General features: G+C 73.5%; 19 protein-coding genes and 1 tRNA gene. 9 read left to right on the top strand and 11 right to left on the bottom strand.

Annotated elements, in window-relative coordinates:
- Positions 1 to 91: 91 nt before the first annotated feature.
- The 4 genes from ACZ6S8_RS29240 to ACZ6S8_RS29225 all read right to left on the bottom strand — a co-directional run bounded on the left by ACZ6S8_RS29240 (position 92) and on the right by ACZ6S8_RS29225 (position 6,724).
- On the bottom strand, positions 92 to 1,747 hold the full coding sequence (locus ACZ6S8_RS29240) for an eCIS core domain-containing protein (protein WP_469460407.1): 1,656 nt from the start codon (positions 1,745 to 1,747) through the stop codon (positions 92 to 94).
- Positions 1,748 to 1,932: 185 nt separating this feature from the next.
- Positions 1,933 to 4,524: a bifunctional FO biosynthesis protein CofGH gene (locus ACZ6S8_RS29235; protein ID WP_469460406.1), complete on the bottom strand. Its 2,592-nt coding sequence runs from the start codon at positions 4,522 to 4,524 to the stop codon at positions 1,933 to 1,935.
- An 88-nt stretch (positions 4,525 to 4,612) separates the two neighbouring features.
- A complete protein-coding gene (locus ACZ6S8_RS29230) occupies positions 4,613 to 5,395 on the bottom strand; it encodes an SDR family oxidoreductase (RefSeq protein ID WP_469460405.1) in 783 nt (260 codons plus the stop codon).
- Between the two features lie 108 nt (positions 5,396 to 5,503).
- The gene (locus ACZ6S8_RS29225; RefSeq protein ID WP_469460404.1) at positions 5,504 to 6,724 is read right to left on the bottom strand and encodes an aminotransferase-like domain-containing protein; all 1,221 of its coding nucleotides are present in this window, start codon (positions 6,722 to 6,724) and stop codon (positions 5,504 to 5,506) included.
- A gap of 133 nt (positions 6,725 to 6,857) precedes the next feature.
- On the opposite strand from ACZ6S8_RS29225, the gene ACZ6S8_RS29220 reads away from it, so the two are divergent.
- Entirely contained in the window at positions 6,858 to 7,703 is an 846-nt protein-coding gene (locus ACZ6S8_RS29220; RefSeq protein WP_469460403.1) for a hypothetical protein, read from the top strand.
- 199 nt (positions 7,704 to 7,902) lie between these two features.
- Here the strand turns inward: ACZ6S8_RS29220 and ACZ6S8_RS29215 are convergent, their stop codons facing one another.
- The 3 genes from ACZ6S8_RS29215 to ACZ6S8_RS29205 all read right to left on the bottom strand — a co-directional run bounded on the left by ACZ6S8_RS29215 (position 7,903) and on the right by ACZ6S8_RS29205 (position 10,172).
- Positions 7,903 to 8,112, bottom strand: coding sequence for a DUF397 domain-containing protein (locus ACZ6S8_RS29215; protein WP_383933390.1), 210 nt, complete (start codon positions 8,110 to 8,112; stop codon positions 7,903 to 7,905).
- 212 nt (positions 8,113 to 8,324) lie between these two features.
- A complete protein-coding gene (locus ACZ6S8_RS29210; protein WP_469460402.1) occupies positions 8,325 to 9,209 on the bottom strand; it encodes a helix-turn-helix domain-containing protein in 885 nt (294 codons plus the stop codon).
- A gap of 228 nt (positions 9,210 to 9,437) precedes the next feature.
- Positions 9,438 to 10,172 (bottom strand): GOLPH3/VPS74 family protein, encoded by a 735-nt coding sequence (locus ACZ6S8_RS29205; RefSeq protein WP_383913328.1) that lies wholly within the window; start codon positions 10,170 to 10,172, stop codon positions 9,438 to 9,440.
- A gap of 162 nt (positions 10,173 to 10,334) precedes the next feature.
- Here ACZ6S8_RS29205 and ACZ6S8_RS29200 point away from each other — a divergent pair, with 162 nt between their 5' ends.
- From ACZ6S8_RS29200 to ACZ6S8_RS29185, 4 genes are all read left to right on the top strand, one after another.
- The gene (locus tag ACZ6S8_RS29200; RefSeq protein ID WP_469460401.1) at positions 10,335 to 13,391 is read left to right on the top strand and encodes a D-alanyl-D-alanine carboxypeptidase family protein; all 3,057 of its coding nucleotides are present in this window, start codon (positions 10,335 to 10,337) and stop codon (positions 13,389 to 13,391) included.
- A gap of 112 nt (positions 13,392 to 13,503) precedes the next feature.
- Positions 13,504 to 15,414, top strand: coding sequence for an MFS transporter (locus tag ACZ6S8_RS29195; RefSeq protein WP_469460400.1), 1,911 nt, complete (start codon positions 13,504 to 13,506; stop codon positions 15,412 to 15,414).
- 99 nt (positions 15,415 to 15,513) lie between these two features.
- Positions 15,514 to 15,717 carry a hypothetical protein gene (locus ACZ6S8_RS29190; RefSeq protein WP_469460399.1) on the top strand — a complete coding sequence of 68 codons (204 nt, stop codon included), beginning with the start codon at positions 15,514 to 15,516 and terminating at the stop codon, positions 15,715 to 15,717.
- Between the two features lie 496 nt (positions 15,718 to 16,213).
- Complete coding sequence (locus ACZ6S8_RS29185) at positions 16,214 to 17,458, top strand: ATP-binding protein (RefSeq protein WP_469460497.1); 1,245 nt, start codon at positions 16,214 to 16,216, stop codon at positions 17,456 to 17,458.
- Here ACZ6S8_RS29185 and ACZ6S8_RS29180 read toward each other — a convergent pair.
- The 3 genes from ACZ6S8_RS29180 to ACZ6S8_RS29170 all read right to left on the bottom strand — a co-directional run bounded on the left by ACZ6S8_RS29180 (position 17,361) and on the right by ACZ6S8_RS29170 (position 19,384).
- Positions 17,361 to 18,215: a nitroreductase/quinone reductase family protein gene (locus tag ACZ6S8_RS29180; RefSeq protein ID WP_469460398.1), complete on the bottom strand. Its 855-nt coding sequence runs from the start codon at positions 18,213 to 18,215 to the stop codon at positions 17,361 to 17,363. The genes ACZ6S8_RS29185 and ACZ6S8_RS29180 overlap by 98 nt on opposite strands.
- A 239-nt stretch (positions 18,216 to 18,454) precedes the next feature.
- Positions 18,455 to 18,527, bottom strand: a tRNA-Arg gene (locus ACZ6S8_RS29175).
- A gap of 113 nt (positions 18,528 to 18,640) precedes the next feature.
- Positions 18,641 to 19,384: a helix-turn-helix domain-containing protein gene (locus ACZ6S8_RS29170; protein ID WP_469460397.1), complete on the bottom strand. Its 744-nt coding sequence runs from the start codon at positions 19,382 to 19,384 to the stop codon at positions 18,641 to 18,643.
- Between the two features lie 225 nt (positions 19,385 to 19,609).
- On the opposite strand from ACZ6S8_RS29170, the gene ACZ6S8_RS29165 reads away from it, so the two are divergent.
- Entirely contained in the window at positions 19,610 to 20,278 is a 669-nt protein-coding gene (locus tag ACZ6S8_RS29165; RefSeq protein WP_469460396.1) for a DUF4097 family beta strand repeat-containing protein, read from the top strand.
- A gap of 20 nt (positions 20,279 to 20,298) precedes the next feature.
- On the opposite strand, the gene ACZ6S8_RS29160 is transcribed toward ACZ6S8_RS29165, so the two are convergent.
- Entirely contained in the window at positions 20,299 to 21,540 is a 1,242-nt protein-coding gene (locus ACZ6S8_RS29160) for a sensor histidine kinase (protein WP_469460395.1), read from the bottom strand.
- 344 nt (positions 21,541 to 21,884) lie between these two features.
- Between ACZ6S8_RS29160 and ACZ6S8_RS29155 the strand changes: the two genes are divergently transcribed.
- The 3 genes from ACZ6S8_RS29155 to ACZ6S8_RS29145 form a co-directional block, all read left to right on the top strand.
- On the top strand, positions 21,885 to 22,505 hold the full coding sequence (locus ACZ6S8_RS29155) for a TetR family transcriptional regulator (RefSeq protein ID WP_469460394.1): 621 nt from the start codon (positions 21,885 to 21,887) through the stop codon (positions 22,503 to 22,505).
- A 126-nt stretch (positions 22,506 to 22,631) separates the two neighbouring features.
- A complete protein-coding gene (locus ACZ6S8_RS29150; RefSeq protein WP_469460393.1) occupies positions 22,632 to 23,510 on the top strand; it encodes an SCO6745 family protein in 879 nt (292 codons plus the stop codon).
- A 283-nt stretch (positions 23,511 to 23,793) separates the two neighbouring features.
- Positions 23,794 to 23,900, top strand: a 107-nt coding sequence (locus ACZ6S8_RS29145; protein ID WP_324787317.1) for a biotin carboxylase N-terminal domain-containing protein, incomplete at its 3' end; no start/stop codon positions are given.

Genomic DNA, 23,900 nt, shown 5'->3' with positions numbered 1-23,900 from the left:
GGAAAGCGAATGCCCAGCTCGGACCGGACGGTTCGGCTCCGGCCCCGGGGTTCAGGGGCAGCGCTCCTCCAGCTTCACCGTGCCGAAACCCTCACCCCTTTACCACGTTGCGGCCCTTGTACAGCGCCTTGGGAAGGAAGGTCGAGGTGGGAATCCCGGTCCGCTTGCAGTAGTCGGCCACCATCTCGCGATTGGCCCCCGGCTTCCCCTCCGGCGCGGGTACCTGCTCGTCGGTCAGGTACGGGATGTAGACGAAGGCCCCCCGGCGCTGCACCTTGTTGAGGGGCTTGCCGTTGAACTCGAAGCCGCCACCCGTGGCCGCCTCGGTGAGGTAGCGGTGCTTCTTCTCGGCGATGTCGCTCGCGTTGAACCTGAAGTGGGTGTAGCCGGTGATGTGCGCCCGGTCCAAACCCTCGTCGGCGGCGAGACGGTCCACCCCCTCGTGGCTGTCGACCTCGGTCCACATGTCGGAGTCGAAGGCGGCGACCTTCTCGTTGCGGGTGAGAGCCACGATCTTCATCAGAGTGGCAGCGGTCTCCTTGCGCGTCCGCTCCTTCCGCTGCTCCGGGGTCTCCGACTGCTGGTCGGCCAGGGCACTCGCTCCGGAGTTCTTCAGCGTCTTGAGCTGGTCACCGAGACCGGTCAGCTGGTCGAACTTCTTTCTGCCCATGGAGGCGAAGTACTTGCCGTCGTAGTCGATGTCGTCCTTCGCCTCCGAGGGCTCGGCGCGGATCGACGTGCTGGGGCCGATGAACTGGTTTCCGGCCTGCCATTCGAAGAAGGAGCGGCGGATGTCCTTGAAGGAGATCTCCGAGACGGTCTCGGTGTGCGGCACGTTCTTGTCCCTGAGCCGCTGGCGCAGCTCCTTCCTGAACCGTTCGCCTTCCCTGCCCGACGGGAACGTGACCTTGAGGTTCTTCAGCATCTCCTCGGTGATCTCGGTGGGGACGGCGGCGGTCAGGACGTCCATCTGGTCGGCCTCCCCGAGACCGTCCAGGGCGCCGACCAGTGTGGAGTGCGCGATGACGTGGTGCGCGGTCGTGTCCCAGCCCTGGTGGACGTTGGGCTTGGCATGCGGGTTCTCCCCGCGTCGCTGTACGGCCCCTGCCGCCGGCGCCACCGCTGCGGGGCTCCGCCCGGCCGCCGCCTTCTCGGGTACCGGACCGGACAGGACACGGGTGGCGTTCTCCTCCGCCGCCCGCTCGAAGGCGTCGGAGGGGTCGCTGACGCGCAGCCCGGAGCCGTTGTCCGTCCCGGTGACGGGGCCCGACCGCTGCTGGATGACGTGGGTCAGCTCGTGGGCGAGTGTGTGTCGGTCGTTGCCGCCGGCGCCGATGACGATGTGGTTGCCGCTGGTGTAGGCGCGGGCGCCGATCTCGGCGGCGGACGCCTCGGCGGCGGCGCCGGTGTGGATGCTGACATCGGAGAAGTCGGCGCCGAGCCGCGCCTCCATCTCGGTGCGGGTGGCATCGTCCATGGGACTGCCGGGCGAGCGGAGCACGTCGTGGACGGCTGAGCGCTGGACGGGTTCCAGTGGCGACTGCCCGGCTGGCCGATGGCCGCACCCCGCGCCGTGCTGGTGCGGTGCCTGCGCCCAGGGGTGACCGGCCTGGCGGAGCAGCTGGACGACCGCGGCGTTCCCGGCCGAGCCCTGCAGGGCCCGGAGCAGTCCTGCCGGCGGAGCCTGGGGCGTACGGGCGGGCGCGGGGGTGCGGTCGGGGGGCCGGGTGTTCTCGTGATCGTGCACGGGAGCCCTCTCTCGGGGAGTGGTGACTCGTCCTGGTTACCGAACGAGCCCGCTCGCGCGCGAGGTACTCCGGGGCAGCGTCGGCCGACCGGACGGGCAGTCGGCCACGGCCACCGACTTCGCCGGGTCGGCCGGACCCCGGCAGCGGCGCCCGGCCGGGCTCCCGGCCGGGCGACCGCGCGCCGTCAGTCCAGTACGGGCAGCAGGGCCGGCAGGTGCCCGTCCGAGGCGCGCGCCGCCTCCTGCCGCTCCTGCGGGACCTCGCCGTACAGGGTCGTACGGGCCCGCGCGGGCCGGCCCGCGGACTCCGCCACGGCGATCAGGTCCTTGACCGACTTGTACGAGCCCCAACCCGAGCCCGCCATCCGGGAGATGGTCTCCTCCATCAGGGTGCCGCCCAGGTCGTTCGCCCCGGACCGGAGCATCTCGGCCGCGCCCTCCGAGCCCAGCTTCACCCAGCTCGTCTGGATGTTGGTGATGTGCGGGTGCAGCAGGATCCGCGCCATCGCCGTCACCGCCCGGTTGTCCCGCGCCGTCGGGCCGGGCCGCGCGATGCCCGCCAGGTACACCGGCGCGTTGGTGTGGATGAACGGGAGCGTCACGAACTCGGTGAACCCCTCGACGCCCTTGGCCCGCGCCTCCTGCTGCATGCGCGCCAGCGTCCGGAAGTGGCCGAGCCAGTGCCGCGGCTGGTCGACGTGGCCGTACATCATCGTCGACGAGGACCGGATGCCCAGCTCGTGCGCCGTGGACACCACGTCGATCCAGTCCGCCGCCGGCAGCTTGCCCTTGGTCAGGACCCAGCGCACCTCGTCGTCCAGGATCTCCGCCGCCGTGCCCGGGATGGAGTCCAGCCCGGCCTCCTTGGCCGCCGTCAGCCAGTCCCGTACGGACATCCCTGTGCGCGTCGCGCCGTTGACGACCTCCATCGGCGAGAACGCGTGCACGTGCATGCCCGGAACCCGCTCCTTCACCGCCCGCGCGATGTCGAAGTACGCCGTCCCCGGCAGGTCCGGGTGGATGCCGCCCTGCATGCACACCTCGACCGCGCCCACGTCCCAGGCCTGGGCGGCGCGGTCCGCGACCTGGTCCAGGGAGAGCGTGTACGCGTCGGCGTCGGTGCGGCGCTGCGCGAAGGCGCAGAAGCGGCAGCCGGTGTAGCAGACGTTGGTGAAGTTGATGTTGCGCGTGACGATGTAGGTGACCTCGTCGCCCACCACCGACTTCCGCAGGTCGTCGGCGACCCGGCACAGCGCGTCCAGCGCCGGGCCGTCCGCGTGCAGCAGGGCCAGCGCCTGCGCGTCGGTCAGCCGCGTCGGGTCGTCGGCGGCCTGCGCCAGGGCCGTCCGTACGTCCGTGTCGATGCGCTCCGGGACCATGCCGGGCGCGGCCGCCTCGCGCAGGGCCTCCCAGTCGCCGTAGACGTGGTCGAAGTCGTCGCGCCGGTCGCCGGTGCGGCCCTCGGTGTCGATGGTGGCGTGCAGGTCGGTGCGCCCGTACGCGGTGAACCCCTCGTCCGGCTCCTGCCACGGCCGGCCCTCCACCGTCGCGGACGGGTCGGCGAGGCCGGTCTCCGGATCGGCCAGCGCCCGTACGTGCGGCAGCAGCCGGGGGTCCAGCCACGGCTCGCCGCGCTGCAGGAACTCCGGGTAGATCGTGAGGCGTTCGCGCAGCTCGAAGCCGGCGGCGGCGGTCCGTGCGGCGAGCTCCTCGATGTGCGGCCAGGGGCGTTCCGGATTGACGTGGTCGGGGGTCAGCGGGGAGACCCCGCCCCAGTCGTCGATGCCGGCGCCGATGAGGAGGGCGTACTCCTCGTCCACCAGGTTCGGCGGGGCCTGGATGCGGGCGCTCGGGCCCAGGATGTGCCGGGCGACGGCGATGGCGGCGGCCAGCTCCTCCAGCTCCGCGTCCGGCATGCCGCGCATGGCGGTGTCCGGCTTGGCGCGGAAGTTCTGGACGATGACCTCCTGGACGCCGTGGTAGCTGCGCTGGACGCGGCGCAGTTCGAAGAAGGCGTCGGCGCGCTCCTCGTAGGTCTCCCCGATGCCGATGAGGACGCCGGTGGTGAACGGCACGTTCGAGCGGCCCGCGTCCTCCAGGACGCGCAGCCGCACGGCCGGCTCCTTGTCGGGCGAGCCGTGGTGCGGGCCGCCGGGCTCGGACCACAGGCGGGTCGCGGTGGTCTCCAGCATCATGCCCATCGACGGGGCGACGGGCTTGAGGCGCTGGAGGTCGGACCAGGTCATGACCCCGGGGTTGAGGTGGGGGAGCAGGCCCGTCTCCTCCAGCACGCGGATGGCCATGGCCCGTACGTAGGCCAGGGTGTCGTCGTACCCGTGCGCGTCGAGCCACTCGCGGGCCTCGGGCCAGCGCTCCTCCGGGCGGTCGCCCAGGGTGAAGAGGGCTTCCTTGCAGCCCATCGCGGCACCTTGGCGGGCGATGTCGAGGACCTCGTCGGGAGACAGGTACATCCCGTGCCCGGCGCGGCGGAGCTTGCCCGGGACGGTGACGAAGGTGCAGTAGTGGCACTTGTCGCGGCAGAGGCGGGTGAGGGGGATGAAGACCTTGCGCGAGTACGTGATGACGCCCGGCCGGCCGGCGGCGGCCAGCCCGGAGTCTCTTACCCGTGCGGCGGACGCGGAGAGGTCCGTGAGGGCCTCCCCGCGCGCCTGGAGGAGTACGGCCGCCTCGGTCGCGTCGAGCGCGACGCCGTCGCGGGCCCGCCGGAGCGCGCGGCGCATCGCGTTTTCGGTCGGAGCGTCACTCGGAGTGGTCATGCGGTGAGCATACGATCCGGTGGTAGGTGCACGGGATGGTGCGCCGGACGGTGCACGGGCCGGTGCCCCGGCCGGTGCGCGCACCGGCTCATCGCATCAGCTCACCGGCGTTGACCAGCAGTGACTGGCCGGTTATCGCCCGCGCCCGGTCGGAGGCGAGGAACACGGCGGCGTCGGCGACGTCCCCGTCGGTGGCGAGGTCGGGCAGCGCCATCCGCTCGGTGAGACGGGCGTGCACCTCGGCCTCGGGCACGTTCTCGGTGTGCGCGGTGAACGTGACGAACGCCTGGACGGGCGGGCCCCACATCCAGCCGGGGAGCACGGTGTTGACCCGGATGCGGTCCGGGCCGAGCTCGCGGGCCATCGAGTACATGGCGGAGGTCAGCGCCCCTTTGGACGCGGCGTACGCGGCCTGCTGGACCTCGTTGGGGGCGGCGACGGCGGACTGCGTGCCGATGATCACGACGGAGCCGCCGCCGGCCTTGAGGGCGGGCAGGCAGGCCCGGGTCATCCGGAGCGTGCCGAGCAGGTTCACGTCGAGGATCTGCTGCCAGGTGCCGAAGTCGGCGTCCTGGAGGCCGCCGAAGGAGGAGTCCCAGGCGGCGACGTGCACGACGGCGTCCACCCCGCCGAACCGCTGCTGCGCGAGCGCGGCGAGGGCCTCGCACTGGGCCTCGTCGGTGATGTCGGTCGGCAGGTACGCGGTGTGCGCGCCCTCGGGGTCGATCTCGGCGGCGGACTTGGCGAGGTTCGCCTCGGTCCGCGCCCCGAGCACGGCGTTGCCCCCGTCCCGCACGACGGCGGCGGCCACCTGGTGCCCGAGCCCGGCCCCGACGCCGGAGACGATGACGGTCTTCCCTTGCAGCAGCATGACGGCCCTCCGCGCGACGCACCGATCTGACGGGGCGTCAGGCTACGGCGCCCGGCGGGGCTTGTGAAGGGGCGGTGCGGCGCTGCCCCGCCCCTCCCGCGCCGGACGTCAGGCGCGGCTGCGGGACGCCCGGCCCAGGCGGTCGAGGCCGGTGCCGATCTCCTGCGGGGTGTGCGTCGTGAACGACAGGCGCAGCGTGCGGGGATCCGGGGACGCCGCGTAGAAGGGGGCCCCGGGGACGAACGCCACGTCGTGGGCGATCGCCGCGGTGAGCAGGGCCGCCGCGTCGTGCCCCTGCGGCAGGCGCGCCCAGACGAACATGCCGCCCTCCGGCCGGTTCCAGGACGACCCCTCCGGCAGGGCCCGCCCCAAGCCCGCCAGCAGGGCGTCGCGGCGGACCCGGTAGGCGTCCCGGACCCCGGCGACGTGGGCGTCGAGGTCCGCGCCGGCCAGGTAGTGGGCCGCGGCCAGCTGGTCCACCGTGGAGGTGTGCAGGTCCGCCGCCTGCTTCGCGACCACCACGGCCCGGCGCAGCGACCGCGGCACCCGCAGCCAGCCGAGCCGGAGCCCCGGCGCCATGACCTTCGAGAAGCTGCCGAGCAGTGCCGTACGGTCCTCCGCCCCCGGATGCGCGGCGAGCCACGGGACCTCGGCGCCCTCGTAGCGCAGTTCCCCGTACGGGTCGTCCTCCACCAGCCACAGGCCCCGGCGCGCGGCGACGGACGCCACCGCCGCCCGGCGGGCCGCGGGCAGGGTGCGGCCGGTCGGGTTCTGGAACGTCGGGACGGTGTACAGCAGCTTGGGCCGCTCCCGCACGACGGCGTCCTCCAGGGCGTCGGGGAGGATCCCCTCGCCGTCGCAGGGCACCGGCACCACCCGGGCCCCCGCCAGCCGGAACGCCTGGAGCGCGGCCAGGTAGGTGGGGTTCTCCACGAGGACCGCGTCCCCGGGCTCGACCAGGGCGGTGACGGCGAGCGCCAGGGCCTGCTGGGAGCCCGAGGTGACCAGGACGTCTCCGGCGTCCGTCGCCAGCCCCCGCGCCGTGGCCCGGCCGGCGACGGCCCCGCGCAGTTCCGGCACGCCCTCGGTGGTCGAGTACTGCAGCGCCCTCCCGGCGGAGGCCGCGAACACGGCCTCGTACGAGGCCCGCAGGCCGGCGGCGTCGAAGAGCCCGGGCGCGGGGAGGCCGCCGGCGAAGGAGACGACCCCGGGGCGCTCGGTGAGCGCGAGGATCTCGCGCACGGGGGAGCCCCCCGTCGACGCGGCCCGGGCGGCGAGGGCGGGCGGCGGGACGGTGTCGGCCCGGGCGGGGGCGGGGACGGATGCCATGGGCACGGGGGCTCCTCGGGGAGGCGGGTGCGGGCATCGTAGCCAGAGAAAGGTGCAGAGGGCATGTATGTGTCACATGCTGAACTGCCGCGGCCCCCTCGTCATCTGACGCGGCATCAGCTAGACCGGTGTCATGACGACAGGAGAGCAGGACACCCGGCCCGAGGACTACGCCGAGCTCGCGGCCGTCGGCCCCTACGGGGTCCGGCCGGGCCACGCGCTGATCACCATGGTCGAGCCGCACCCGGGCCACGAGTTCGCGTACAACCGCTGGTACGAGGACGACCACTACTACGCCGGCGCCATGGCCATGCCCTGGATGTACGCCGGCCGCCGCTGGGTGGCCACCCGGGACCTCCAGGAGCTGCGCTACCCGGAGAAGTCGGCCGTCGCCCAGCCGGTCACCGCCGGGTGCTACATCTCGACGTACTGGGTGACCGAGGGCCGCTACGACGAGCACATGAAGTGGACCGTCGGCATCAACAAGCGCCTCAACCGGGACGGCCGGGTCTACCAGGACCGGACGCACGTCTTCACGGCCTTCCAGGACCACGCGGCGACCGTCTACCGCGACGGGGCCGCCGGGCCGCGGGACTTCCACGCCCTCGACCACCCGTACGCCGGGCTCGTCGTGCAGGTCGTGGACGCCGACGGTCCCGAGCAGCGGGCCGGGCTGCTGGAGTGGCTGCGCACGCGGTCCCTGCCGAAGCGGCTGCACGGCTCGCCCGCCGCGATGGTGACGGTCTTCCGGCCGACGCCGCTGCCGGGCGACCGGATGACGTACGTCAAGCAGGTCGAGGGGGTCGACACCCGCCTCACGCTGCTCTGGTTCCTGGAGGAGGACCCCCGGACCTGCTGGGACCGCTTCCGGGGACTGGACGCGGAGGTCGCGGAGGCGGGGCTGGGGCGGGTGGAGCTGGTCGCGCCGTTCGTCCCGACGGTGCCGGGCACCGACCGGTACGTCGACCAGCTCCGCTAGGCCGTCGGACGGCCGCGGCGGACGTGCCGTACGCGGACGTGCCGTACGGGGACATGGCCGAGCCCCCTCGGCCAGGACGGCGGGCCGGTCGAGAGGGCTCCGGACGGTGGTGCGGGTGAAGCGGGTGGTGCGGGTGGAGCGGGTCGTGCAGGGGCTGTCGGCCGTGCAGAGGAGACGGTCGGGACGTGCGCCGTAACGTTCAGGCGAGGCGCCCGAGGCCGCCCTCGGTCACGTCGGCGACGAAGGAGGTCCAGGATCCGGGCGCGAAGGTGAGGGACGGACCGTCCTGCACCTTCGAGTCGCGGACCGCGACGGCCTCCGTGACGGGTGACTTGACCTCGACGCAGGCGCCGTTGGCGGAGTAGGAGGACTTGGTCCAGTTGTGCGTGGCGCCCTGGCGAATAGCCATGTTTCTCTCCGGTTCAGCGAGTAGTTCCCGTGTCTGTCGACCACTTTTCCGGCCGACCTGATCGACGCTACCGGCAGCTCCGGAGACGTGGACGGGCCATTCACCCGACCGAGTGGCATATTCCATTCAGGCCTTCTGTGGCCGGGGAGTGACGGTGTACCGTACCGTCCCCTCCCGCGCCACCCGCGCCACCCGCGCCGTTTCGCACGGCTTTATCCGGCCTTGCCCGCGTATTGGCTGATGATGTCGGAGATGAAGTGCCGTGTCTGGTCCACGTTCAGGGCCTGGGCGCGCAGGTGCTCGTACATCACGCTGTACTTCTGCACGTCGTTGGCCTTCTCCAGGTACAGGTCGCTCGTCACGCCCTCGATGTAGACCACGGTCGAGTCGGAGGCGTCCGGGAACTCCAGGATCGCGTACTGGCCGTTGACGCCCGGGTGCGCGCCCAGCGAGAACGGCATCACCTGCACGGTCACGTGCGGCTGGTCCGACTGCTCTATCAGGAACTCCAGCTGCCGGATCATCAGCTGGGCGTCGCCGACCTGCCGCCGCAGCGCGGCCTCGTCGATGACGGCCCACAGCCGCAGCGGCCCGAGCTCCGGGTTGTTGTTCTCGGTCTCCGACAGCCGCTTCTGCCGGTGCATCCGGACCTGCACGCGCTTGTCCACGTCGGCGGGAGCGGTCTCCGGCCACGCGCCGCGGACCAGGGACTGGGCGTACTCCGTGGTCTGGAGCAGCCCCGGGATCACCAGCGGCTCGTACGTGCGCAGGCTGGCGGCGTCCGTCTCCAGGCCGATGTAGACGCTGTACGGGATGTCCCCGAAGGCGTGCCACCAGCCCTGCTGGCGGGAGTCCTTGGCCATCTGCATGAGCGAGTCCACGAGGCGGCGGTCCTCCACCTCGTACACGTCGCACAGGTCGCGGACGTCGCGCTGGCTGATGGAACGGCGGCCGTTCTCCAGCCGGCTGATCTTCGACTGGGAGACGAGCAGGCGTTCGGCGACCTGCTCGGCCGTCATGCCCTTGTCCTCGCGGAGCTTGCGCAACTCCATGCCCAGTCGGCGGCGTCGGACGGTGGGATTGACATTGGACGCCACGTGAACGGCACCTCCGCCTTCTTCTGTTGCTGTCCCTCTGCGTGTCTGATGTTGAGCAGACTGCCACCGAAGCGTGCGCTGCCGCTGGGGAACGGCAGGGAAAACAGACGCGGGGGGGGGGGGGGCGGCCCGCGCCCCCCCCCCCCCCCCCCCCCCGCGTCGGCGGTTCCCGGGCCGGGGCCCCTGGGGGCGCCGGTCACGGCGGTGGCGTTGCGATGGAGCGGTGGATCAGTGCGCGGCCGCGCGGGCCATGGCACCGGTCCGGCGCGGCTGGAGCGGGACACTGCTCGCCGTGGCCCGGACCGGCGGTGCCGGTGCGCGGTCACGGCGCGGCTGTGCCGCCACACCGTTCTGGACGTCCATCACGGCGTGCGCCACGAGTCCGCCCATGGGGTCGTGCCGGATCAGGTCCCGAAGCCGGGATCTGGACGACCGCCCCTCGTTGCCGGGGTACAGGTGCTTGCCGAGTCCGACCGCGTGGGCCAGTGCGGCAAGCGCCGCGGTCCGCGGGTCCGGCGGTACACCGGTGCGGATCGCACTGTCGAGCCGGGCACGGATCTCCCGGCTGATCGCCGTGTCGGTCGCCTGGTAGCGAGTCGTCGGCAGCACCCCGCACATCTGTCCCGCGACGGCATGGACCATGCCGCAACGCTCCAGGTGAGCGAGGTAAATCTGGCGGAGCCCCAGCCGGGGTCCGCCGATCCAGTGGACGGCCCGAACCGGGCTGCCGCGCCTGCGCAGCAGTTCCAGTGCGGAGTCCAGAGTCGGATCTCCTGTCGGCCGTGGCATCACCACGGCGATACGATCCCCGTCAGGGGCTATCCGTCCTGCCAGAGCCAGCTCCACTAGCTGTGCCCCGGCCAGGCCGAGGTCGAGCGACTGCGGCTGCGCCGTGGTACCCGTGGCCGGGTCCAAGGCGAGCAGCAGAAGCTCCTCCGGAATTGTTCTGCGGCTCCTGCCCATCCATGCCTCCCCGCGTGGATGAGTGACAGGGTGACGCCTCTCACATTCATCTGTCGAGAGCGCCTGACCGCTTTGCGGGGGAACTCGCAACTATGTCGTTCTCGTCTAGCACGGGGGCGATGCCCCCAGACGGGACACTGTTAGACATTCGGACAGCCGGACGTGGCGGCGATCGAGGAGGAACTGGTGGCGGGCGAGTCCCCCGAGAAGTCGGTAGATGCAGGAGCGCCGGGGGCGGCGGAGTCCTCCGCGGAGCGTGATCCGAGGCTGTCGGTGTTCCGGCCGAGGGAGCCCGAGGACGCCTCGGGCGGTGCCGGCGACAGCCCGGAGCGCGATCCGCTGCGCGAGGCCGTCGCGGCGTGGGTCGCCACCGCCGAGGCGCCCGCGGGTTCCGACGGGTCGCCCGCGGGGGCGGAACCGGCAGCCGAGGTTCCGGCTGCTGCGGATCCGGACGCTGTGGACCCGGTTGCTGCGGACCCGGACGCCGCGGGTGCGGCTGCCGCCGGATCGAAGCCGGGCGCCGGAGCGGCCGCTGCCGCGGCCGGGTCGGGTGCCGATGCCGATGCCGATGCCGATGCCGAGGCCGAGGCGGACTCCGGGTCCGATGCCGGGTCCGGTTCCGGGAATGGGTCCGGCTCCGGCTCTGGGTCTGACGCTGCCGAGGGCGGGCCCGAGGCCGCGTCCGGCTCCGACGCCGAGTCCGAGTCCGATGCCGATGCCGACGCCGACGCCGACGCCGACGCCGACGCCGACGCCGACGCCGACGCCGAGGTCGAGTCCGAGTCCGCGCCCGCCTCTGCTGCCGAGGCGGAGCCCGCGTCCGAGGCAGGGTCCCCGAGCGGGTCCGAGTCCCGCTCCGCGTCCGGTGGCGGGTCCGCCGGGAGTGCGGGGGGTGCGCGCGGCGCCGAGGTGCCGAAGCCGTCCTCCGACGCCGACGCCGCCGACGCCGGTTCGGGATCGCCGGCCGAGCCCGCATCCCGCTCCGGGGCCCCGTCCCCGGCGGCGCCCCCGTCCGCCGAGGCGCCTGCCGACAGTGAGCGCACCGCGGTGTTCCGTGCGGTGAAGCCGCCGGCGGCTGCGGGTTCCGGTTCTGCCGGTGAGCGGGGTGCCGAGGGGTCGCGGGTCGACTTCTTCCGGCGGCCCCAGCCGGTGTCCGGCCGGGACGGTGCCGAGGAGGGTGCGGGTGGGCCGGAGTCGTCTCCGGCCGGGTCCGGCGGGGACAGTGAGCGCACGGCGGTGTTCCGTGCGGTGACCCCGCCCGCGCCGGCCGCGCCCAAGGCCACGCCTCCCGCCAAGGATTCCGCTTCGGTCGAGGAGCCGGCCGCTGACGCCGCCGATTCCGTTCGCCCGTCCGCCGCGGTGCCTGCCGACAGTGAGCGCACCGCGGTGTTCCGTGCGGTGAAGCCGCCGGCGGCTGCGGGTTCCGGTTCTGCCGGTGAGCGGGGTGCCGAGGGGTCGCGGGTCGACTTCTTCCGGCGGCCCCAGCCGGTGTCCGGCCGGGACGGTGCCGAGGAGGGCGCGGGTGCGCCGGAGTCGTCTCCGGCCGGGTCCGGCGGGGACAGTGAGCGCACGGCGGTGTTCCGTGCGGTGACCCCGCCCGCGCCGGCCGCGCCCAAGGCCGCGCCTCCCGCCAAGGATTCCGCTTCGTCCGGCCGCGCGGACGCCGGCGGGCCGGCCGCGGCCGACTCCGCCGCCGCGGACAGCGAGCGCACCGCCGTGTTCCGCGCGGTCAAGCCGCCGGTCGCGCCGGCCGGGGACGCGGGTACCGCCGACCGGGCCGCGCCGCCGAAGGCCAGTACCTTCGTACCGCTGCGCACCGACGGGGCCCCGGCCCCGGCCGTGACCCCGAAGCCGGCCCCCAAGCCCGCCGCGGCCACGCCCACGCCCGCGTACGAGTCGCCCGAGCGGACCACGCAGCAGCCGCTGCCGCCGAAGCCGCCGCTCGACATGCTCGCGGACCTCACCAACAACCCGCCCCCGCCGCCGAGCCCGCTGCGCACCGCCGTACGGCGGTTCAAGATCTACGCGCCGGTCGTCGTGCTCCTGGCGATCATCGTCTCGGTCGCGCAGCTGGTGCGCCCGCTGCCCGAGCCGACGCTCGTGATGACCGCGAAGTCCTCGTACACCTTCGAGGGCGCCAAGCCGCAGCTGCCCTGGCCCGGGGAGGGCCAGGCGTACATGGCGGCCGCCGGCCTCGGCACGCTCGGCCAGTCCGGCGAGCAGAAGCCGGTGCCGATCGCGAGCGTCACCAAGTCGATGACGGCGTACATCATCCTGCGCGACCACCCCATCAAGAAGGGTGAGAAGGGCGAGGTGATCGACGTCGACAAGACGGCCGAGTCCGAGGGCAAGAAGAACAACTCCACGGACAACGAGTCGACGCTCGACACGGTCAAGGAGGGCGACAAGCTCACCGAGTACGACGCGATCGCCGCCCTCATGATCCCGTCGGCCAACAACATCGCCCGGCTGCTGGCGCGCTGGGACTCCGGTTCCCAGGAGGCGTTCGTCAAGAAGATGAACGACACCGCCAAGGACCTCGGCATGAAGAACACCACGTACACGGACCCCTCGGGCCTGGACGCGACCACGGTCAGCACCGCCGAGGACCAGGTCAAGCTGGGCCTGAAGCTGGTGGAGATCGAGACGCTGCTGGAGATCACCAAGAAGCCCAGCTGGCAGGACCCGTCGGGCAAGGTCTGGCGGAACTGGAACGGCCTGGTGCCGTTCAACGAGTCGCTCGGCATCAAGACCGGTACGACCACCAAGGCGGGCGGCAACCTGCTCTTCGCCGCCTACAAGGACGTCGGCAAGACCCGGCAGCTGATCGTCGGCGCCGTCCTCGGCCAGCACAAGCCGCCGATCATCGACAGCGTGCTCGCGGCGAGCAAGCAGCTCATGACCGCCACCCAGAAGTCCCTGAACGGGGCGCCCGTCGTGAAGAAGGGCGACGTCGTCGGGTACGTGGACGACGGGCTCGGCGGCCGTACGCCGGTCGTCGCCACCGCCGACGTCCAGGCCGTCGGGTGGGGCGCGCTGACCGTCGGCATCGAGCTGGCGCAGGGCGACGGCGCCAAGATCCCGCAGACCGCGAAGGCCGGCACCGAGATCGGCGTGCTGACCGTCGGCGAGGGCGCGAGCCAGGTGAAGGTGCCGGTGGCGCTGAAGGACGACCTCGCCTCGCCGGGCATCGGGAGCAAGCTGACGCGCGTCGGCTGACCGCCGCCGCGAGCGCGCGGCCGGCGCCCCGGGCAACCCCGGGGCGCCGGGGCGCGTCTTGGGATCCGGGACGTGCGTCCGGGCAGGGAACTCATGTGTGGGGGAGTGGGCAGTGACCACCGCTGAGCAGCAGGGACGGCGTCGTGCCGCCGCTGCGCCGGTGCACCGGGACGGTTCCGGGACCTCCGCGCCCCCCGCCGCCGCGGGACGCGCCCCGCAGGAGGGCCCCGCCGCGCCGCAACCCGGCGCTCCGGGCCGCCGCGGCCCCGGCCTCGGCTGGGCGCGCCGCCACCCGGTGGCGGTCGCCACCGTCCTCGCCGGGGTGCTGCACGTCCTGTGGTTCTTCAGCTTCGCCAACAGCGGCGGCGACCTCGCCGCGCAGGACGCGTGGGCCGAGTTCGTCGGGCGCCACCCCGACTCCGCGTACAACCTCGCCTGGTACGGCGGGATGCACCCGGTCTCGTACAGCGTGGTCTCGCCGTACCTCATGCACGTGCTCGGCGTGCGCACCACGATGATGGTCGCCGGCACGGTCTCGGCCGGTCTGCTCGCGCTGATACTGACCCGCTGCCGCGGATCGGTGCGCGAGCCGCTGTGGCCCGCGCTCGCCGGGGTGTACGGGCTGCTCTGCAACGCCCTGTCGGGCCGGGTCACCTTCGGCCTCGGTGCGATGTTCGCGCTCGCCGCGGTCGCCGCGGTGTTCTGCTGGCCCCGCAAGTGGTCGCGGCGCCGCTGGGCGAAGGCCGCCGTGGCGGCCCCGCTGGCGGGGCTGGCCACCGCCTCCAGCCCGGTCGCCGGGCTGTTCCTGGGGGTGGTGGCGGCGGCCCTGTTCCTGACCCGGCGGCGCCCGGGTGCGTACGCGCTGGGGCTGGCGCCGGTCGCGGTGGTCGGGCTGTCGGCCTGGCTGTTCCCGTTCTCCGGGACGCAGCCGATGCGGCTGGGCTCGGCCTGGCTGCCGTTCGTGTTCGCGGTGGCCGTGTGCGTGCTCGTGCCGAAGCGCTGGAGGACGGTCCGTGTCGCGGCGGCCGTCTACGCGCTGGGCACCTTCCTGACCTGGGCGGTCGATTCCCAGGTCGGCTCCAACGTGACCCGGATGATGATGCTGTTCGGCGGGGCCGTGCTGCTCGCGGCCCTCCCGTACTACGCCCCGCGGTCGCGGCGCTGGTACGCGGTGCTGCTGGCGTTCGCCGGGCTGACCGCCTGGATCACCACCAACAGCGTCACGGACATCATCCGCACCACCCCGCTGGCCGCCTGGAACCGGGAGCTGGCCCCGCTCGTCGACCAGCTGGACAAGGTGGGCGCCGACCGGGGCCGGGTCGAGGTGGTCCCGGCGAGCAGCCACCGCGAGTCCTCGGCGTTCCCCTCGTACGTGAACCTCGCGCGCGGCTGGAACCGGCAGGCCGACCTGGAGCGCAACCCGCTCTTCTACGACGACACCCTCAACGACGTGACCTACCGGGAGTGGCTGGACCGCTGGGCCGTGCACTACGTGGTGCTGCCGGCCGACCGGCCCGACGAGGGCGGCAAGGACGAGGCGCGGCTGGTGCGCGCCGGGCTGCCCTACCTCCAGCAGGTGTGGGGCGACGCGAACTGGCAGCTGTTCAAGGTCCAGGCGCCGACCGACCTGGTGTCCGGCCCGGCCCGCGTGGTGCGGGCGGGCGCCGACCAGCTCGTGGTGAACGTGCGGCAGGCGGGCCGGGTCCTGGTGCGGGTCCCGCACTCCCCGTGGCTGGGGCTGGTGGGCGCGGACGGCAGGGCCGTGGTGCCGCCGCAGGAGACCTTCGCCTCGAAGGCGCGGGGCGGCGGCGGGACCGGGGTGCCGAAGGAGTACGCGAACACCGCCGGGTGCCTGTTCAAGGCCGCCCCGGACCCGTCGGGCGACGTGTGGACGGAGCTGCTGGCGCCGGGGCCGGGGGAGTACCGGGTGACGGCGAAGTACCAGCTGCCCCGGGGGACGCCCTGCCCGGACGAGCTCGTGCAGAAGGCCCTGGGGCACCCGGCCCCGCCGCGCGGTCCTTGATCCCGAATTCTTTGCTTCCGGCCCGGGTGCGTCGGCCGGTATATGTGCATACGATCCCAGTAGTCCGATTGGGTGCTTCCCGAGGGAGTTGACGACGGGATGAGCAAAGAGCAGATGCAGGACGGCCGCGCCGCCATGGCGAAGGCGCAGGAGCAGTCCCAGGTGCCGTGGGCGCAGGGACACGGCTTCGAGGGCCCGCTCCGGAGCAAGGTCAAGGGCGGGGCGCACACGAAGGCGGCCCTGAAGCGGGCCGGCACTCCGCAGGGTGACCGCATCGGCGAGCGCAGCCGGGGACTGAGCTGACGCGGGCACCGCGGCCCGCGCCCCCGTGAGGGGGCGGGAGTGGGCGGGCGCCGTGGTGGTCACGGCTCCCGCGGGTGCGACACCGCGTGACCGCGTGACCGCGTGACCGCGTGGCCCTTCCGGTTCCGGACCGGGAGGGCTTCCGTGTGCCGTGACGGTGCCGTGACGTCATCGCGCGCCGGTTTCCGGGCAACCGTTACGCCGTCGAGGGACGGCCCACACATGACTGCCGTACCGTCGGCCTGTCGCCGGGGCGCACGGCCGGAGCCCCGCCCCGCCCGTGGTCCCCGGGGCCTGCCCCTGTCCTCCCGCACGCCCGCCCGGAGCGCCGATGCCCCGCCCACGACCCCCGCGCGTCCGCTCCGGCGGTCCCCGCCGCTCCGCCGGTCCCCGCCCGGGCACAGGTCCCGCGCTCACCGCCCGCGGGCACGCGCTGCCGGCGCTGCCTCCCTGGACCTCGACGCTGACCTGGAAGGCCGCGGTCTTCATCACGCTCATGTGCTGCGGGCTCGCCGCGCTGCTCGGCGTCCTCGTGCACCGGATGATGACCGAGCAGACCGAGCGGGCCGCCCGCACCAGCGCGATGGACCGGCTGGAACGGACGATCGTGGCGTACGAGGAGGGCGGGCGCCTGCCGCGCGGCGAGGGCGTCGAGCCCGCCGGGCTGCCCCCGCGGCTGCACGCCCTCGCCCTGCGGGGCAAGCGCGGTACGGCCTTCGGCACGCACCGCGGACGGACCGCCGTGTGGGCGGCGGGGCCGGCCGCCGACCGGACCGCGATAGCCGTCGCCGTGGACTTCACCAGCGCCGAGGCGACCATCGTGAGCCTGGACCGGGCCATCCTCGGCTCCTCCGCCCTCGCGATCGGAGGCACTCTCCTCATCGGCGCCTTCGGCGTCACCCGCGTCACCCGGCGGCTGCAGCTGACCGCGCAGGTGGCCCGCCGGATCAGCGCGGGCGACCTGGACGCCCGCGTCGGGGACCGTACGCGCAGCCAGGACGAGGTGGCGGCCGTCTCCCGGGCCCTGGACACGATGGCCTGCACCCTCCAGCGCAAGCTGGAGGCCGAGCAGCGGTTCACGGCGGACGTCGCCCACGAGCTGCGCACCCCGCTGACGGGCCTGGTGGCGGCCGCGGAGCTGCTGCCGCCGGGCCGCCCGGCCGAGCTCGTACGGGACCGGGTGCAGGCGATGCGCGCGCTGACCGAGGACCTGCTGGAGACGTCCCGGCTGGACACGGGCAGCGAGCGCGTGGAGCTGGACTCCTACGACCTGGCCGAGCTGACGGCCCGGACGATCCGCGCCTCCGCCACCGACACTGCGCTGGTGGTGGCCGCCGGCGCCCGGCTGGAGACGGACCGGCGGCGACTGGAGCGGATCATCGGCAACCTCGTGCTGAACGCGCACAAGCACGGCGCGACGCCCGTCACGGTGACCGTCGACGGCCGGACCCGGAGCGTGACGGTCACCGACGCGGGGCCCGGCTATCCGGCGTACCTGCTGGAGGCCGGGCCGCAGAGGTTCCGCACGGAGGGCATGAACAAGGGCCACGGCCTGGGCCTGACGATCGCCGTGGGCCAGGCCCGGGTCCTCGGCGCCGCCCTGGCGTTCCGCAACCGCGCGGAGGGCGGCGCCGAGGCCCGCCTCAGCCTTCCAGCGCCCGCAGCACCGGGAGCAACTGCGCCTCCTCCCGGTCGAGATGGGCCTCCAGCTCCCGGCTCAGCCGCTCCACACGCCCGCTGAACCCGTCGTCGGGCCCCTCCAGCGCCCGTACGAGGTCCTCCTGGAGCCGGGCGACGGTGCGGTGGTCCTCGGCGATCCGCAGGAAGAACTCCCGCATCTCCGGGTGGCGTTCGGCGAGGAACGGGAACAGCCCGGCGTCCTCGGCCGTGTGGTGGAACTCCAGCGACCGGCAGAACGCGAGGCAGTGCTGGCGCAGTTGCAGCCCGAGCGAGGCCGGACCGCCGCCGCGGGACTCCTCCCGTACGTGGGCCAGCTGGGCCCGCAGCCAGCCGTGCACCTCCAGCAGTTTCCCGGCGATCCCCGTCTCCCCGGACGGCGGGACGTCGTGGGTCCGCTGCAGGGCGACGACGGGCAGGAGCCGCGCGGTCCGCTCCTGGTAGGCGCCGTATCCGGGCTCGGCGCGGACGACGTGCGCGAACAGGGCCTCCCGCCGGGCCCCTTCGGCGGGCACGGCGACGGCCTCGTAGGCGTCGGCGCCGGTCTCGACCTCGACGAGGGGGTGGGCGAGCAGGTTGTGGTACCAGGCGGGATGCCGGTCCGCGCCGGCGGCGGACCCGACGACGAGCAGGTGCCCGCCGTCGGCGGCCTCCTGCCGCACGAAGCCGAGTGGCACGGTGTGCGGCTTCCCGGACCGGGCGCCGGTGGTGGTGAGCAGGACGAGCGCGGAGCCTTCGAAGGGGCCCCCGACGCGGCCGGAGTTGGCCCGGAACTCGTCGATGACGGACTGGTTGAACGAGGCGAACGAAGCGGATGACACGGAGTGTGGGTCCTCACGGTGTGTGTGCGTGCGACGGCAGCGGAACAACCGAGGGGAATCACCCGTAGCCGGTGGCGTGGAAGCCCATGGGCCCGGTCCTTCAGGTACGGGTGCCTGCCCAACCACCGCCCGGCCCACAGCTCAGTGGACGGTGTCACGCGACACGCGGGCCATGTAACCACATGGACCCCGTGACGCCGAAGACCCCCGGTCGCATGCGACCGGGGGTCTTCGGATCGTGCCCTCGGCAGGATTCGAACCTGCGACACCGGCTTTAGGAGAGCCGTGCTCTATCCCCTGAGCTACGAAGGCGGGGGCTGCCTCTGGGGCAGCTCAGGGACAGCGTAGCGGATGAGGCAGGGGCGCCGCGGCTCGGTTCTCGCCGCCGGAACGGCGTCGTGGGGCGGGTGCGCGGCGGGGTCGGGTCAGGCGGGCGGGGCGGTGTCGTCGGGGGGCGTGCCGGGTTTGGTGTGGAGCACCTCGCGGGCCTGTTCCGCGGCGCGGACGATGCCCTCGGAGACGAAGTCGAGGAAGCGGGCGATGTTCTCCAGGCGCCCCGCGGCGGGGGTGTCGGGGCCGAGGACGCCGACGCCCTGCTGCGCGGTCTCGATGATCCGGGCGTTGGCACGGGCGCTGGCGATCATGGCCTGGTACCAGACGTCGTCGTCGACGACGTAGCGCTCGCGCCGGCCCTCGGCGCGTTCCCGGCGGACGAGGCCCTGGCCCTCCAGGAACGCCACCGCCTTGGAGATGGACGCCGGGCTGACCTGGAGGCGCCGGACCAGCTCGGACGCGGTGAGGCTGCCTGCGTCGGTGGTGTAGAGGCAGGTCAGGACGCGGGCCATCATCTTCGGCGTGCCCGCCTCCATGAGGACGGTGGTGAGCTTCTCCTCGTACGCGTGCACGTCCTCGGCGTTCCGCCCGTGGGGCTGCGGGGCTGCCTGCGGGTCGCGGGTCGGCGTCTGCGTACGCCGGTGGGCGCGGCGCTCGGTGGCGCGGTGGGCGAGGTCGGCGCGGTAGGCGGTGGGGCCGCCGTTGCGCATCACCTCGCGCGTGACCGTCGAGGTGGGGCGGTCGAGGCGTCGGGCGATCTCCGCGTAGGCGAGGCCGTCGGCCACCCCCAGCGCGATCTGCTGGCGTTCCTGCTGGGTGAGTCTGCCTCCCGGCACCGTGATCTCCCTCCGTGCGTCACCGATGCCTCCACTGTAGCGTTCACCGGCTGATCATTGCAACGGTAGGAGGGTGGTTGTTGCATTCGTTCGTAGAATCATTGCAATGAAATAGGCCTCGTGAGCTGCATTGATGGTGCTGGTTCGCAACGTGAACATTGAAGGAATCTTGAATGCAACGTAGCGTTTGCGATGTCAGAAACAACGAGCAGACAGGTGAACGCCATGCAGACCTTCGACACCACCGCCCCCGTCACCGCCGTCCTCGACCTCCCCGCCGGGCGCGTGCGGTTCATCGCCGCCGACCGGGCCGACACCACCGTCGAGGTGCTGCCCGCGGACGCCTCCAAGGGTCGCGACGTGAAGGCCGCCGAGCAGGTCACCGTCGCGTACGCCGACGGCGTCCTGCGGATCGGGACCGCACCCGCGAAGAACCGGGTCCTGGGCACCTCCGGGTCCGTCGAGGTGACCGTCCGGGTCCCCGTCGGCTCCCGCGTCGAGGCGAAGGCGGCCAGCGCCGAGTTCCGCGGCGTCGGACGCCTCGGCGACGTCACCTTCGAGGCCGCCCACGGCTCCGTCAAGCTCGACGAGACCGCCTCCGCCCGCCTCACCCTCCTCTCCGGCGACATCACCGTCGGCCGCCTCGGCGGCCCCGCCGCCATCAGCACGCAGCAGGGCGACCTCCACATCGCCGAAGCCGTCCACGGCACCGTCGAACTCGCCACCCAGTCCGGCGGGATCACCGTCGGCGCCGCCCGCGGAGTCTGCGCCTCCCTCGACGCAGGCACCGGCCACGGCCGCATCCACAACGCCCTGCGCAACGCCGACGGCGCCCCCGCCCTCACCATCCGCGCCACCACCGCCCACGGCGACATCACCGCCCGCAGCCTCTGAGGCCGCGGCGGCGGTCCGGCCTACCGGCGGGCGGCGAACGGGAGGTGGACCTCCACGCGCGTGCCCTCGCCGGGGGCGCTCGCGACGCGCAGCCGCCCGCCCAGGTCCTCGATGCGGCCCCGCATCGACCGCAGGCCGTTTCCGGCACCCGGCTCCTGCGGGGCGCGGCCCGGGCCGGCTTCCGCGGCGAAGCCGGCGCCGTCGTCCTGGACCCGGGCGTACATCCAGCGCCGCGTGGTCCGTACGGTGACCTCGATCCGCCCGGCCCCGGCGTGCGCCAGGGAGTTGCGCACCGCCTCGCGCAGGACGAACGACAGCTCGCGGCGCCAGCGTTCGCAGGCCGCGGTCTCGTCGCCCGTCACCGTCACGGTGACCGGGGCGTGCGGCGCCACGTCGGCGAGCCAGCGCAGCAGGGACTCGCGGATCGGCGGGGTGCGGGAGCTGCGGTGCAGGGAGCCGATCAGGGTCCGGTTCTCGCGGGCGGCCTCGTCCAGGGCCCGCTTCGCCGCGGTCAGGTGGGCGGCGGCGCCCTCGGGGTCGTCCTCGCCGAGCCCGATCCGGTGCTGCGCGAGGGCCAGCGCGCCGCCGATCTCGTCGTGGAGGCGGTGGGCGAGCTGCCGGGACTCGGCCCAGTCGCCGTCGCCGCTGCCGTCGCCGTCGCTCCAGAGGCCGGGGCCCGCGGCCCGCACCGCGTCGCCGAGCAGGCGGACCACCGCCAGGCCCCGCGCCAGCGCGGCGTGACCGTCGGCTCCGCTCTCGGTGACCTGGAGCAGGGCGCATTCGAGCAGCAGGGTGCCCGCGGCGACCAGGTGCCGCGGTGTCGCGGCGGCGGACGGCGTGACCGCCGGACCCTCCCCGGGGGCCGGATCCTGGGCGAGGAGCAGGACGTCGCGGGCGTACGCCAGGCAGGACGCGTCGCGGCGGGGCAGGCCGGCCCCTCCGGCCGGCCGCAGGGAGGGGAGCGCGAGGGAGAACCGGCGCAGGATCGCGGCGGCTTCGGTCCGGAGCAGGACGGCCGCGGGCGCCTCGTGCGCCTCGTGCACCCCGTGCGCCTCGGGGTCCTGGTGTGCCCGGTGTTCCCCGGGCGGCGGCGCCGCTTCCAGGACCGGGGCCTGCGGCGCGGACGGGGGCGAGGCCGACGCCGGAGCGGGGAGGGCCACGAGTCGCGGTTTCCGCGGGGGGCGGGAGTGCCGGACCGCCGCCGCCCGGACGAGGCCTTCCCGCAGGGCTTCGGCGAACACCGGGGCGGTCGAGCTGTTCATCGGACTCCTCAACGTCACTGTCACTCAGCTGCCACGGGCCTTCCCGTGAGGCATCCGGACCATAACAAACAGACCTGTCGGATTGTCAACGAGGGATGTCACCTCACGGGAGGGGTGGTCGGTCGAGGCGTGGAGGGGGTGTCGTCCCGGTAAGTGCGGTGTATCGATGCCTGTTTGTGGGGAATCCGGCCGACGGGATTCGGTCGCGATGCAACGGAGGTGGCCGAACGGGTCGACTCAAAGACAGACAGACTTGTATGTTGCTGTCTCTGGGTGATTCACTGACGCACCGAGCCCAGGCTCTGCAAACCCGTTCCCGGAACCAAGGAAGGGCGTAGCGCCGGATGCAGAAACGCGCCGAGCAGACACGTCGGGCGCTCATCCGCGCCACCGCCGAACTCATCGGCAACGGAGGCGTGCGCAACGCAGGGCTGGTCAACATCTGCCGCATGGCGGGAGTGAGTCGGGGCGCGCTGTACCACCACTTCGACACCACCGAGGCACTGGCCGCGGCCGTGCACGGCCAGGCGCACCAGGAGCTCACCGCGCTGGTCGACGCCGCCTTCGAGGCGCCCGCCCGCCGGGGTGCGGCCCGGTTCAGCCTGTTACTGGTGCGGGCCCTGCGCGAGGACGCGACCGTACGGGCGGGCCTCCAGCTGGACCCCCACGGGTCCGACGGCAGTCCGCGGCTCCTCGAAGAGGTGCTGGGCCTGGTGCGCGACCGGATGAAAAGGCTGCACGAGGACGACGTGGCGGACCTGGCCGTCGTCGTGACGGCGGGCCTGGAATCCCTCGGCCGCAGGGACGCCGCGTGGTGGGACCCGGCGACCGCCGAGCGCCTCTGGGCCCTGCTCGGGCCCCTGTTCGACCCTTCGGTGCACGAGGTGCACGAGGTGCACGAGGTGCACGAGGTGCGTGGGGTGCACGCGGCGCGTGAGACGTGCGCGGCGCCGGGGGAGCGCTGAGGGCGTCCCCGGGGGGCCGTCGCCGCGTGCACTTGTCCTGCGCGTGACGTTCTCCGTACCGCGAATTGCCCATGTTCCGGTCCGATCATCCTCAACAGGGGCAATCAGGTGGATAGCGTGAATGGCATGGACACGATCTCCCTGCCCGAACGGGCCGGACGCCACTGCCAGAAGACACTCAACTCCTTCCATTCGATGGCCTACTTCGGACCCGAACTCGCCCGAGACCTGGCGGAGCACGGGGTCGAGGACCCGATGACGGTCTATCTCGCCGCCCGGACCGCGGCCCTCGGCTCCGTCGGTCCGGGGGCCGTCACCGCGGCGCTCTACGGCTTCGCGCACGGGCTGGTCTCCCGGCACGTCCCCCGCGTGTGGACCCTCGTCGCGCCCGGCACCGTACGCGAACTGCGCCTGCGCGCCGCGGACGCGGTCCTGCGCCGGCACCTCGGCGCAGCGGCCCTCGCAGGGCCGGAGATGGCCGAGGCGGCGGACCTGGCGCTGCGCGCGGCCGGGGCGGCGGAGCGCTCCGGGCGGGTGATGTTCTCGGCCCACGCCGACCAGCCCGTGCCGCGGGAGCCGCACCTCGCGCTCTGGTACGCGGCCACGCTGTTGCGGGAGCACCGCGGTGACGCCCACATCGCCGCCCTCCAGCACGCCGGGCTGGGCGGCCTCGACGCCCTGGTGGCCGACTCGGCGAGCGAGCACGGCATGCCCAAGGAGATGGGCCTGGCCAACCGCGGCTGGACCGCGGAGGAATGGGACGCGGCCGAAGCCCGGCTGCGCGGCCGGGGGCTGATGGACACCGAGGGCCGCCTCACCTCCCACGGGGTGGAGCTGCGTGCGGACCTCGAAACGCAGACCGACCGGCTGGACCGGGCGCCGTACGAACGGCTGGGCGCGGCCGGCGTGGCACGCCTGACCGAGCTCACGGGCGGGTTCACGGCCGCGGCCGCCGCCGCGGGCGCCTTCCCCGCCGACCTCCGGGAGTTCTTCGCCCCGCGCTGAGGCGCGCCCCGGCGCTGCGCCTGCGCCTGCGGCGGGGGCATTCCCCGCCCCCGCCGGGCCGGAAATGCAGATCCCGGTGGCGTTTCTCCTGGGAATCGCGGCGGTGAAAGGGAAAGGCCAGCGGAACGTCAGGGGAGGGAAAGAAACGGAATGCAGGTGGCCGGTTCCGGTCCGGGAGGCGGCGGGAAATTCACCAAAGTCTGAACAGCGTTGAGTTGATCTCTGACGGTGGCTGTGGGGAAACTGGGTCCGATCTCTCGGTCGTCAGGAGAAACGAGCCATCGTGCGCAAGGTACTCATCGCCAACCGTGGCGAAATCGCTGTCCGCGTTGCCCGGGCCTGCCGGGACGCCGGGATCGCGAGCGTAGCCGTCTACGCCGATCCGGACCG

It is taken from the genome of Streptomyces sp. NPDC048461, from assembly GCF_055587105.1.
This window is presented reverse-complemented; position numbering and strand designations above follow the sequence as displayed.